The organism is Curtobacterium sp. BRB10 (assembly GCF_031844325.1).
Classification (GTDB): Bacteria; Actinomycetota; Actinomycetes; order Actinomycetales; family Microbacteriaceae; genus Curtobacterium; species Curtobacterium poinsettiae_A.
On the sequence record NZ_JAUZVA010000002.1, the window covers coordinates 96,314 to 108,508 of the forward strand.

General features: G+C 68.8%; 11 protein-coding genes and 1 tRNA gene. 9 read left to right on the forward strand and 3 right to left on the reverse strand.

The annotated features are described in order from the left end of the window. The first annotated feature begins 20 nt into the window (after positions 1-20). Positions 21-500 (forward strand): hypothetical protein, encoded by a 480-nt coding sequence (locus Q9R26_RS04250; protein ID WP_311226637.1) that lies wholly within the window; start codon positions 21-23, stop codon positions 498-500. 86 nt (positions 501-586) lie between these two features. On the opposite strand, the gene Q9R26_RS04255 is transcribed toward Q9R26_RS04250, so the two are convergent. Beyond that, positions 587-673 (reverse strand) — tRNA-Leu (locus Q9R26_RS04255). An 86-nt stretch (positions 674-759) separates the two neighbouring features. Here Q9R26_RS04255 and Q9R26_RS04260 point away from each other — a divergent pair. The 7 genes from Q9R26_RS04260 (at position 760) to pknB (ending at position 9,942) form a co-directional block, all read left to right on the forward strand. Then, on the forward strand, positions 760-1,440 hold the full coding sequence (locus Q9R26_RS04260; protein ID WP_138802202.1) for a DUF3662 and FHA domain-containing protein: 681 nt from the start codon (positions 760-762) through the stop codon (positions 1,438-1,440). Next, a complete protein-coding gene (locus tag Q9R26_RS04265; protein ID WP_259578668.1) occupies positions 1,437-1,988 on the forward strand; it encodes an FHA domain-containing protein in 552 nt (183 codons plus the stop codon). Before Q9R26_RS04260 ends, Q9R26_RS04265 begins: the two co-directional genes overlap by 4 nt. Positions 1,989-1,994: 6 nt before the next feature. Then, positions 1,995-3,347 carry a Stp1/IreP family PP2C-type Ser/Thr phosphatase gene (locus Q9R26_RS04270; RefSeq protein WP_182064147.1) on the forward strand — a complete coding sequence of 451 codons (1,353 nt, stop codon included), beginning with the start codon at positions 1,995-1,997 and terminating at the stop codon, positions 3,345-3,347. Further along, entirely contained in the window at positions 3,344-4,789 is a 1,446-nt protein-coding gene (locus Q9R26_RS04275; protein ID WP_071404142.1) for an FtsW/RodA/SpoVE family cell cycle protein, read from the forward strand. The genes Q9R26_RS04270 and Q9R26_RS04275 overlap by 4 nt, the downstream gene beginning before the upstream one ends. Then, positions 4,786-6,240 (forward strand): penicillin-binding protein 2, encoded by a 1,455-nt coding sequence (locus Q9R26_RS04280; protein ID WP_110863675.1) that lies wholly within the window; start codon positions 4,786-4,788, stop codon positions 6,238-6,240. The genes Q9R26_RS04275 and Q9R26_RS04280 overlap by 4 nt, the downstream gene beginning before the upstream one ends. Beyond that, positions 6,237-8,003 carry a protein kinase domain-containing protein gene (locus Q9R26_RS04285; RefSeq protein WP_182064145.1) on the forward strand — a complete coding sequence of 589 codons (1,767 nt, stop codon included), beginning with the start codon at positions 6,237-6,239 and terminating at the stop codon, positions 8,001-8,003. The genes Q9R26_RS04280 and Q9R26_RS04285 overlap by 4 nt, the downstream gene beginning before the upstream one ends. Before the next feature lie 121 nt (positions 8,004-8,124). Next, positions 8,125-9,942, forward strand: a complete 1,818-nt coding sequence (pknB, locus tag Q9R26_RS04290; RefSeq protein ID WP_311226638.1) for a Stk1 family PASTA domain-containing Ser/Thr kinase — start codon at positions 8,125-8,127, stop codon at positions 9,940-9,942. A 284-nt stretch (positions 9,943-10,226) separates the two neighbouring features. On the opposite strand, the gene Q9R26_RS04295 is transcribed toward pknB, so the two are convergent. Beyond that, positions 10,227-10,871, reverse strand: a complete 645-nt coding sequence (locus Q9R26_RS04295; RefSeq protein WP_182064144.1) for an aminodeoxychorismate/anthranilate synthase component II — start codon at positions 10,869-10,871, stop codon at positions 10,227-10,229. Between the two features lie 81 nt (positions 10,872-10,952). Here Q9R26_RS04295 and Q9R26_RS04300 point away from each other — a divergent pair, with 81 nt between their 5' ends. Further along, positions 10,953-11,207: a cell division protein CrgA gene (locus Q9R26_RS04300; RefSeq protein ID WP_071404137.1), complete on the forward strand. Its 255-nt coding sequence runs from the start codon at positions 10,953-10,955 to the stop codon at positions 11,205-11,207. A gap of 349 nt (positions 11,208-11,556) precedes the next feature. On the opposite strand, the gene Q9R26_RS04305 is transcribed toward Q9R26_RS04300, so the two are convergent. Further along, a complete protein-coding gene (locus tag Q9R26_RS04305; protein WP_311226639.1) occupies positions 11,557-12,180 on the reverse strand; it encodes a rhomboid family intramembrane serine protease in 624 nt (207 codons plus the stop codon). Between the last annotated feature and the right edge of the window lie 15 nt (positions 12,181-12,195).

A 12,195-nucleotide genomic window follows, 5' to 3' on the forward strand; every position in this document is an offset into this window, starting at 1 on the left:
GCGGCAGAGGACGGTGCAGCATGACCAGGACGTTCATCCTCCGACGACCGGACCGACCGCAGGTGGTCACCGTGTCCTTCGTGCTGTGGCTGGTGTGGGTGGCAGCTTGCGTCGCCGCCACGGTGCTCCAGTTCTTCGCGACGGACGCGGCGGTCGGCCAGGCGCCGGTCCTCGCCGGGATCGTCGCCCTGGTGCTCTGGGCCCTGGTGACGTGGGCGGTGTTCCGGATGGCCGCGGGCTCCCGCGTCGCGCGCACCGTGCTCGTCGTCGTCGCGGCCTTCCGCGCGCTCCTGAGCGTCACCGGCGGCGAACTCGCGGTCCTGACGATCGCGCTGTCGGTCGTCGCCGCGGTCCTGCTCTTCCTGCCCAGCGCGCGCCCGTTCTTCGCTCCGCAGCAGGCCCGCAGAACCGACCACGGGTTCGACGGAACCGGCGTGTCGGGGCCGAGCCGTGCCTCCAGGCCGGATGCCGACCACACGACGGAGGCCGACCGGGCCTGACAGCCAGGAACCGCGGACGACTCCGAGGAAGACCCCGGAGAAACAGGAAAGGCCCCGGATTCCTCCGGGGCCTTTCTGTTCTCGCCTGGTGCGCGAGGGGGGACTTGAACCCCCACGCCGTTTCCAGCACACGGACCTGAACCGTGCGCGTCTACCAATTCCGCCACTCGCGCCAGCCCCGAAACACTACCACGCACAGACGGGTGTCAACGCCAACCACTACCATGCAGTGGTTGACGACCGACGACACGGGAGACGCATGGGCCTGCTGGACAACTTCGAGCGAGGGTTGGAACGCGCCGTCAACGGCGCGTTCGCCAAGACCTTCCGCTCCGGGGTGCAGCCCGTCGAGATCTCGAGCGCCCTGCGGCGCGAGCTCGACACGAAGGCCGCGGTGGTCTCCCGGGAACGCATCCTCGTGCCGAACGAGTTCACCGTGCGCCTGGCGCCGCCGGACTGCACGCGCATGAACGACGTCGGTCGCCCACTCATCGACGAACTGACCCAGATGGTGCACCAACACGCCGTCGCGCAGAACTACTCGTTCTCCGGCCCGGTCACCATCCGGCTGCAGCAGGACGGCACGCTCTCGACGGGCATCCTGCAGGTCGACTCCACCACCGTCCAACGCGACGTGGCCTGGGTCCCGGTGCTCGACATCGGCTCGCAGCGACACCGACTGCACCGCGGGCGCACGGTGATCGGGCGCGGCAGCGACGCGGACATCACCATCGCGGACACCGGGACGAGCCGGAAGCACGTCGAGGTGCTGTGGGACGGCAAGCACGCCCAGGCCACCGATCTCGGCTCGACGAACGGCTCGAAACTGAACGGTCAGCACTTCCAGCAGGCGATCGTCGAGCCGGACTCCACCATCGAGATCGGTCGGACCCGTATGGTGTTCCGGGTGATCCCGGAGAACGATGGAGGTGCTCGATGACCACAGGCCTGACCCTGCTCGTCCTGCGCTTCGCGTTCCTCGCGGTGCTCTGGCTGTTCGTCTTCGTGATCGTGTTCGCCCTGCGCAGCGATCTCTTCGGTCAGCGCGTGCGCACGATCCCGACCGATCCCAAGTCGGCGCCGTCCGGACCGAGCACCCCCACCGTCCCCGCTGCGGCGGCCCCCGCCCCAGCCTCGAGCGGTGCGTTCACCGACGTGATCGGGCAACCCGGTGGTGCGCAGCGTGCCTCCTCGCCGGCCGCGGCCCGACTGGTCATCACCGAGGGTGCGCGCGAGGGCATGGAGATGCCGCTGGGTGGCGGCCCCATCACGATCGGGCGTTCGAGCGAGTCGAACGTCGTGATCCGTGACGACTACACCTCGACCAACCACGCCCGCCTCGACCTCCGCGCCGACGGCTGGCTCCTCACCGACCTCGAGTCCACGAACGGCACCTTCGTCAACGGTCAGAAGGTGAGCGCTCCCGTCCTCGTGGCAGAGGGCACGCCCATCACGATCGGGACGACGACGTTCGAGCTGCGGCGGTAACCCGGCATGACCGCTCGCACGCTGAGCGCTGCTGTGTCCCACGTGGGGCGCATCCGCGCGAACAACCAGGACTCCGGCTACGCCGGGGCGCACCTGTTCGCGGTGGCGGACGGCATGGGCGGCCACGCCGGCGGCGACGTCGCCTCGGCGATCGCGATCCGACGCATCCGCGAGGTCGACCGCGAGTTCCCGTCGGCGCACGACGCCGAGTTCGCGCTGCAGTCGGCACTCATCGCCGCCAACCAGCTGATCACCGAGACCGTGTTCGAGCACCAGGAGCTCACCGGCATGGGCACCACGGTGTCCGCGATGATCCGCGTCGGCGAGCAGATCGCGATCGCGCACATCGGCGACTCCCGCATCTACCGCCACCGCGACGGCGAGCTGCAGCAGATCACGTCCGACCACACCTTCGTCCAGCGGCTCGTCGACAGCGGTCGGATCACGCCGGAGGAAGCCGCGGTCCACCCGCGTCGCTCCGTGCTGATGCGCGTGCTCGGCGACGTCGACGCCGCACCCGAGGTCGACACGGCGATCATGGACATCCAGCCGGGCGACCGCTGGCTGCTCTGCTCCGACGGCCTGTCCTCGTACCTTGCCGAAGAGCGCATCCGTCACGCCCTGGCGTCGAACATGGACGCCAACCAGGTCACGCAGCGCCTGGTGAAGGAGACGCTGGACCACGGCGCCCCCGACAACGTCACCGTCGTGGTGATGGACGTCACGGACACCGAGCCCGAAGACGACGACGACGCGGCCACCACCGTCGGCTCCGCCGCGGCACCGCTCACCTTCGAGGCGTCGACCGGCCGCAAGCCGATCCGCCTCCCCACGATCCTGCTGCACCCGCTCAAGGTCACCACCGCGCCCGAGGACTCGCACTTCGAGCCCGAGTCCGACCAGTTCTTCGCCGAGCTCATCGCCGAGGACCGCCGGCGCCGCATCCGCCGTCGGGTGTCCTGGACCGTCGCGCTCGTGGTCGCGGTCGCCGTGCTCGTCGGCGCGGTGTTCGTCGGCTGGCGGATCACGCAGGACCACTACTACGTCGGCACCGACCGCGGCACCGTCGCGATCTACAAGGGCGTGCAGCAGTCGATCGGTCCGTTGGCCTTGTCGGACGTGTACGAGGACACCGACATCACGGTCTCGTCGCTGCCGGACTACACCCGCGAGAACGTCCGCTCGACGATCAACGCGCAGTCGCTCACCGACGCCCGCGACATCGTCGACCGCCTGCGCAAGGCCGCCGCGACCGGCGAGGACCAGGCCGGCACCGGTGGGGACGGCGCCGCGAGTTCGTCACCGTCGCCCTCGCCGACCCGTTCGCCGTCGCCGAGCCCGACGCGGAGCCCGCGATGAGCAACGCCACGGCCGCCCAGTCCTTCACCCAGGCGATCACGATCAAGCTCCGGGAGCCCGCACGCGCGCGGAACCTCGAGCTCTTCCTGCTCGTCATCGCGTGCGGCATCTGCGCGGGAGCGATGGTGCTCGTGCAGCTGGGCACCAAGGGCCGGCTGTTCGACCAGTCGGTGCTCTGGGTCGGCGGCGGCATCCTCGGCCTCGCGCTGGTCATGCACGTCGTGCTGCGGGTCGTGGCCAAGAACGCCGACCCGTTCATCCTGCCGATCGCGCTCGTCCTGAACGGCATCGGCATCGCCGAGATCTACCGCATCGACGTCCACAACGGCCTGTCCGGCTGGGACGCCATCGGGGTGAAGCAGATCGTATGGACGATGCTCGCGATGGTCCTGGCGATCATCACGCTCGTCGCCGTCCGCAACCACCGGTTCCTGCAGCGGTACCGCTACATCTTCATGGCGCTGACGATCGTCCTGCTGCTCCTGCCGATGCTGCCGGGCATCGGTACGAACATCGGTGGTGCGCGGGTCTGGATCAAGATCGGCCCGTTCTCGTTCCAGCCCGGTGAGCTCGCGAAGATCACCATGGCGCTGTTCTTCGCCGGGTACCTCGTCACCGCCCGCGACTCGCTGTCGATCGTCGGCAAGAAGTTCCTCGGCATGACGTTCCCGCGCGCCCGCGACCTCGGCCCGATCCTGGTGATGTGGGGCGCGGCGATGGCCGTCCTCGTGTTCCAGCGTGACCTCGGTACCGCCCTGCTCTACTTCGGCCTGTTCCTCGTGATGATCTACGTCGCCACGGCACGGATCAGCTGGGTCGCGATCGGTCTCACGCTGTTCATCGGTGGCGCCCTCGTCGCGCAGAGCGTCCTGGAGTACGTGCGCGGCCGCTTCGAACAGTGGCTCGACCCGTTCAACCAAGAGGTCTTCAGCCGCGACACCCAGGCGAGCTACCAGCTCGTGCAGGGCCTGTTCGGGTTCGCGAACGGCGGGATCACCGGCACGGGGCTCGGGCAGGGCCGGCCGTACATCACGCCGGTCGCCAACGCCGACTACATCGTCGCGTCGCTCGGTGAAGAGCTCGGCCTGATCGGCGTGTTCGCGATCCTCGCACTCTTCATCGTGTTCGCGTCGCGGGGCATCCGCGTCGGGTTCATGGCGCAGGACGACTTCGGCAAGCTGCTCGGTGTCGGCTTCGGCTTCATCATCGCCCTGCAGGTGTTCGTCGTCGTCGGCGGCATCACCCGGATCATCCCGGTGACCGGTCTGACCACGCCGTTCATGGCCGCCGGTGGTTCCTCGCTCATCGCCAACTGGATCATCGCCGCGATGCTGCTGCGCCTCACCGATTCCATCCCAGCCGAACAACGCGTCCAGCAGGGCGCGATCCCCGCCGCGAGCGGGCGGTCTGCGCGCGCGACCAGGAAGGAGCGTCGTCGATGAACCGACAGCTCCGCGGTGTCTCGACCGTCATCGTGCTCATGTTCGTCGCACTCTTCGTGTCGACGACGTCGATCCAGTTCTTCGCGGCCGACTCGTTGCGCGCCGACTCCCGGAACTCTCGAACCATCTTGGACAGTTACTCGACCAAGCGTGGCGCGATCCTCGTCGACGGCAGCCCGATCGCCGAGTCGACCCCGGTGGACGACCAGTACCAGTACCAGCGGAAGTACACGAACGGCGACCTCTACTCCGCGGTCACCGGGTACTTCACGATCGGGCAGGGCAACACCGGCATCGAGAGCGCGGAGAACACCGTGCTCTCGGGCAACTCGGACGCCTCGTTCTTCCAGAACCTCAACTCGATCCTCACCGGCCAGGACGTCCAGGGCGACAACGTCAACCTGACCATCGACCCGGACGTGCAGCAGGCCGCGTACGACGCGCTCGGCACCAACAGCGGTGCGGTCGTCGCGATCCAGCCGAAGACCGGCAAGATCCTCGCGATGGTGTCGAAGCCGAGCTACGACCCGAACTCGCTCACCTCGCACGACACCGCCGAGGTCAAACGGCAGTACGACGCGCTGCTCGGGGCCGACACCGCCCCGCTGCAGAACCGTGCCATCGGCGGCGACCTGTACACCCCCGGATCGGTGTTCAAGCTCGTGGTGGCGTCGGCGGCGCTCGAGGGTGGCAAGTACAACCTCGACTCGACGTTCCCGAACCCGTCGCGACTGCAGCTGCCCGGTACGAGCTCGTACATCAACAACGCCGAGGGCGGCACCTGCGGCGGCGGCGACAAGGTCAAGCTCCGCACGGCCATCCAGTACTCGTGCAACATCCCCTTCGCCGAACTCGGCCAGAAGCTCGGGTACGACGCCATCAAGAGCATGGCCGACAAGTACGGCTTCGGCGACGCGATCGAGATCCCGATGGCGGCGACCGCCAGCCAGTACCCCGACGTCGACTCGACGGCCCAGCTCATGCTGAGCGCCTTCGGCCAGGCGAGCGTGCGGGTCTCACCGCTGCAGATGGCGATGGTGTCGGCCGGCATCGCGAACGGCGGCAAGGTCATGCAGCCCTCGCTCGTCGACTCGATCACCACCAGCGACCTGAAGACGGTCGAGTCCTTCTCCCCGAAGCAGTACAGTGATCCGCTGTCGTCCTCCGAGTCCGCTGACCTCACCGAGGCCATGCAGAGCGTCGTGAGCGCGGGGACCGGTACCAATGCCAAGATCGACGGTGTCGACGTCGCCGGCAAGACCGGCACGGCTGAAGGTGGCACCGGCGATCCCTACACGCTCTGGTTCACGGGGTTCGCCCCCGCCAAGGACCCGGAAGTCGCCGTCGCGGTCGTCGTCGGCAACGGCGGCGGGCTCGGGCAGTCCGGAGTCGGCAACACGGTCGCGGCCCCGGTCGCGAAGAAAGTCATGGAGGCGGTGCTGAACAAATGAGACCCACCAGCGGACTCACCTTCGGTGGGCGGTACCAGCTCTCCTCCCGGGTCGCCATCGGCGGCATGGGCGAGGTGTGGCAGGCGACCGACCTCGTCATCGGCCGGACCGTCGCACTCAAGATCCTCAAGGACGAGTACCTCGGTGACCCCGGCTTCCTCGAGCGCTTCCGCGCCGAGGCCCGGCACGCCGCCCTCGTCAACCACGAGGGCATCGCCAACGTCTTCGACTACGGCGAGGAGGACGGCAGTGCCTACCTCGTGATGGAGCTCGTCCCCGGCGAGGCCTTGTCGACCATGATCGAGCGTGAGCACACGCTCCCGGTCGACAAGGTGCTCGACATCGTCGCGCAGACCGCGAACGCCCTGCAGGCCGCGCACGCGGTCGGCCTGGTGCACCGCGACATCAAGCCCGGCAACCTCCTCATCACGCCCGACGGTCGCGTCAAGATCACCGACTTCGGCATCGCCCGCATCGCCGACCAGGTCCCGCTCACCGCGACCGGTCAGGTGATGGGCACGGTGCAGTACCTGTCGCCCGAGCAGGCGAGCGGCCACCCCGCCTCGCCGTCGACCGACATCTACTCGCTCGGCATCGTCGCGTACGAAGCCCTGGCGGGTCGTCGTCCGTTCACGGGTGAGTCGCAGGTCGCGATCGCGATGGCGCACATCAACGAGCAGCCGCCGCCGCTGCCCGGGGACATTCCCGAGCCGGTCTCGGCCCTGGTCATCTCGTGCATCGCGAAGAAGCCGGCCGACCGTCCCGCGACGGCCGCGAACCTCGCCCGCGCCGCACAGGCGCTGCGTCGTGGTGACGTCGCCGCGGCCACCGTGGCCGTCCCCGCGATCGCGCAGAACGGCACCGTCGCGTTCAACCCGCCCCAGGGCCAGGGGAACGACGCAGCGACCGCACTCATCGGCACCCAGGCCGGAGCGATGGCCGGCGGACCGGGCACCCCCCGCTCGCCCGTCTCCGACGAGCCCGAGGAACCGAAGAAGAAGCGCGCCTGGATCTGGTGGGTCGTCGGCATCATCGTCGTGCTCGCCATCGCCGGCGGCGCCGCGTACGCCCTGAACGCGAACAACGCCCCGGAACCCGAGCCCACGAAGTCCTCGAGCACGCCGAAGGCGACCCGCACGCCCACGCAGACCCCGTCCCCCGAGCCGACCGAGACCCGCGTCACGGTCTCGGCGGCCGACTACCAGGGGCAGAACGCCGAGCAGGTCGCGAACCAGCTCCGCGCCCAGGGCCTGCAGGCCGAGGTCGTCGCCGGGTCGAACGCGACGTCGTCCGACCAGGTCGGCACCGTCGAGTCGCTCAGCCCCGAGGGCAGCCTGGCTCCCGGCACGCTCGTCACCGTCAAGGCGTTCGGCGACGTGCTGACCGCACCGGCGCCCGAGCGTGCCACCGGTGGGACCGTCAGCGAGTCCGGGCGCGTGACCTTCAGCTGGCCCGCGTACACGAGCTGCCCTGCCGGGTACTCGGACGTGAGCTACACGTACACGATCGACAACGGCACGGTCCCCTCGAACGGCAGCAGCTCCGGTTCCACCTCGGGCACCGCGGTGACCGTCGCCGGCGCCCAGTACGGCAAGGTGACCCTGTCGTACAAGGTGACCTGCAAGTCGCCGCAGTCCGATTCCTCGGTGGTCTCCGCCTCCTCGCCCGGCGCCCAGGTCGAGTGGGCCGAGCCCACGGACCAGGAAACGACCAACCCGGACGACGGGATCAACCCCACCGAGACCCCGCAAGACGACCTGTGAACGCCCCCCGGACGGGGACTGTCGACACCGTTCGGTAACGGTTCGGTCGACCCCTCCGTGACCAGCGTCTCACCAGGTGGTGCTGCCGTACACTAGCCCGGACGAACAGACGGAGGAGTACGTGCCAGAAGGTGTGACCGCGGGGATCACGCTCCTCGCCAATCGCTACGAGATCGGTGACGTCATCGGTCGGGGCGGCATGGCGACCGTGCACCTCGGCAACGACACCCGCCTCGGCCGCAAGGTCGCGGTGAAGCTCCTCAAGCCGAGCCTCGCCAACGACCCGGCCTTCCGCACGCGGTTCCGGCAGGAAGCCCAGGCCGCTGCACGCATGGCGCACCCCACCGTCGTCCGCGTGTACGACGCCGGCGAAGAGACGGTGTCCGAGCCGTCGGGCGCCGAGGTACAGGTCCCCTTCATCGTCATGGAGTACGTCGAGGGCCGTCCGCTCTCCGACATCATCGCCGAGGGCGCCGTCGCCCCGGACGAAGCCGTGCGCATCACCGAGGGCATCCTCACCGCGCTCGAGTACTCGCACCGTGCGGGCGTGGTCCACCGCGACATCAAGCCCGCGAACGTCATGGTGACCCACAGTGGGCAGGTCAAGGTCATGGACTTCGGCATCGCCCGGGCCATCACCGACACCTCGGCGACGGTCGCGCAGACCACGTCGATCCTGGGCACCGCCTCGTACTTCTCGCCGGAGCAGGCCCGCGGCGAGACCGTCGACGCCCGCACCGACCTCTACTCCACCGGTGTCGTGCTCTTCGAGCTCCTCACCGGTCGCGCACCGTTCCTCGGGGACACCCCGGTGGCGGTCGCCTACCAGCACGTCAGCGAGCAGCCGGTCGCACCGTCGACGATCTCGCCCGACGTGTCCCCGGCCCTCGACGCCGTGACCCTGCACGCCCTGGTCAAGGACCGCACGCGCCGGTTCCAGAACGCGGCCGAGTTCCGCTCCGACCTGCAGCAGGCTGCAGCCGGCCGGGTGCCCGCGTCCACGAAGAAGCAGCAGCAGAACGCGGCGAACGACGCCTCGACCGTGCTCTTCGGCGTCGACCCCCGGACCACGACCAACGCCGCATCAGCGTTCCGCGAGCTCGACGACGACACCGCCGAGCACCGACCGCAGCGGACGCAGAACCGCCCCCCGGTCGCGTGGATCTGGGTCGGCATCCTGCTCACCGTCGCGGTCATCGTCGCCGTGGTGTTCTTCGTCGCGAACCTGCAGCCGGGCAAGCCGCCGGTGTCGTCCTCGGTCAGCGTGCCGAACGTCGCGGGCTCGACCTACAGCGCCGCGGCCAGTGCCATCGAGAAGAAGTCCCTCAAGCCCGTCAAGGTCGAGGAGAACTCCGACAGCGTCGACAAGGGCACGGTCATCCGGACGGACCCGGGCTCCGGGGTGAACGTCGGACGCAACCAGAACGTCAACGTCGTGGTCTCGCTCGGGCCGGAACGCGTCCCCGTGCCCGCGCTCAACGGGCAATCGCAAGCGGCAGCGCAACAGTCCCTGGACGACGCCGGATTCCGTCTCGGCGCGATCTCGAGCGACTACTCCGCCGACGTCCCCGAAGGCACCGTGCTGAGCTCCGACCCGGAATCGGGTTCCCTGCACACCAAGGGCATCGTGATCAACCTGACGATCTCCAACGGCAAGGTGCAGCTGCCCGACGTCACGCAGCAGCAGTACTCGGCGGCGAAGGCCACCGTCGAGCAGCTCGGGCTCACCGTGAACCCGGCGCCGTTGTACTCGTGCACCGGCGGGCTCGTCACCCAGCAGGACACCCCTGCCGGCGACGTCGCCCAGGGCAGTGCAGTCACGCTCACCTACTGCGCACGCTCCGCGGCGCCGTCGAAGGCCCCGACCTCGAACAACGACAGCGGCGGCAACAACGGGAACGACGACCGCGGTGACGACCAGGGTGACGACGGCCGCTGAGCCGACCGCTCTGCTGACGCGACCGTCCTGACGGACGGGTGACGGGCCTCCAGTCCGTTCTCAGTGCCGACAGGCACGTCTGCTCGCCGCCGCCTGTCCTCAGTTGGCCACGACGGCCTGGAGGCCCAGCCCACGGCCGCCTGCAAACGCTGGTCATGCAGACGGCCCGGTCCAGTGCCCAGGAGATGCCGTCGTGTCGGCACGACGCCCCGGAACGCACGAGACGCCCCCGGATCCGGAGGCGTCTCGATGACACGACGGCGTCTGCCGCCCGGGTGCGTTCGTCAGGCGCGGTGGGCCGCGATGAGCGGGCCGAGGTCGGCGGCGCGTTCGGCGGCTCCGGTCAGCCCGGTGGTCTCGAGCCAGTTGCCCACCATGCGGTAGCCACCCTCGGTCAAGACCGACTCCGGGTGGAACTGCACGCCGAACACGGGGTGCGCGCGGTGCTGGACGCCCATGATGACACCGCCCTCGGTCCGTGCGGTCACGGTGAGCTCGTCGGGCACGGTGCCGTCGACGATCGCGAGCGAGTGGTACCGCGTGGCCGTGAAGGGGTGCGGGACGCCGGCGAAGAGCGCGCTGTCGTCGTGGTCGACCTCGGAGGTCTTGCCGTGCATGAGCTCCTCGGCGTGCGTGACCGTGGCACCGAGTGCCTCCGCGATGGCCTGGTGCCCCAGGCAGACGCCGAGCAGCGGGGTCTCGGCAGCGATGGCCGCGTGCACCGTGGGGATCGAGACGCCGGCGGCGGCCGGTGTCCCGGGACCGGGCGACAGGAGGACGCCGTCGTACTCCGCGATGCGGTCGGCGATCTCGGACTCGGGGAAGGCGTCGTTGCGCACGACGTCGGTCTCGGCACCGAGCTGCTGCACGTACCCGTTGAGCGTGTAGACGAAGCTGTCGTAGTTGTCGACGACGAGGATCCTGGTCATGGCGGTTCACCGTACTCGTGGGGGATGTGTGCGGCGGTACGCGGCCCGATCCACACACGTGGTCACGGTAGGATACCGGCCATGGCCAAGGACAAGGACCGCACCAAGCCCGCCCGGACGACCCGAGCTGACTCGGTCGACACCGCCGGGGACGCCCCGAACCCGGTGTGGTTCAAGCCGGTCATGTTCGGCTTCATGCTCATCGGTCTGGTGTGGGTGATCGTCTTCTACATCTCGAACGCCACGCTGCCGGTTCCGAGCCTCGGCTCGTGGAACATCGTGGTCGGCTTCGGCATCATGTTCGTCGGCTTCCTCATGACCACCCGGTGGCGCTGACCTCCAGCTCGCTGTTCCCCCGACGCCCGTCGCACCACAAGGTGCGGCGGGCGTCGTCGTTCTCCACAAGCTCAAGCGCTCCTGGAACACACATCCTCGACGATCCCGTCGTTCTCCACACTTTTCCCCACTCTCCACACCGTCATCCACACCCCGACCCCGGAGTTATCCACAACCGATTCCACAGTGGGGATAATCACACTGGTGTAACTCACCGACTTCTCCACACCTGTGGATAACCCGCAGCAGCGCTGTGGACAGCTGTGGATGAGCAGGACACGGACAGCCCTGGGAACGACGAACGCCCCGCCGCAGTGCGACGGGGCGTTCGGGGAGCGTCGTGGCGGTGTCAGCCGATCGTGACCGCGTACCCCACGGCGGTGAGCGCGATGCCGAGCACCGCCGCGCCGATGATCAGCGCGATCTGCAGCGGACGCTTCCGGATGTTGCGCGTCTGTGCGAAGACGAAGCCCATCAGGAAGCCGCCGATGATGCCGCCGACGTGCGCCTGCCACGAGATGTTGACGCCGGGCAGGAACCCGATGACCAGGTTCAGTCCCATGAGCACGAGGAGCTGCACGGCGTTGTTCCCCAGGCTGCGCTGCAGCACGAAGAACGCGGCAAACAGCCCGAAGATCGCACCCGAAGCACCCAGCACGGTCGTCCCCGGCGCCAGGAAGGTGACGAGCATGGACCCGAAGATCCCCGTGATGAAGTACAGGGCCACGAACCGCCAGGTGCCGAGCATGTTCTCGAGCATGCGACCGAAGATCCAGAGCGCCCACATGTTGAACAGGATGTGGAAGATGCCCGAGTGCACGAACAGCGAGGTCATCACACGCCAGGGCTGCGTCGGCAGCAGGAACGAGTTGTAGGCGAGCAAGCTCGTGAAGAACCGCCCGCTGACCTGGTCGAGCAACCAGATCGCCACCGTGATCGCCACGATGACGGTCGTGCCCTTCTGGTCGAGCATGGCGAAACGCCGCCG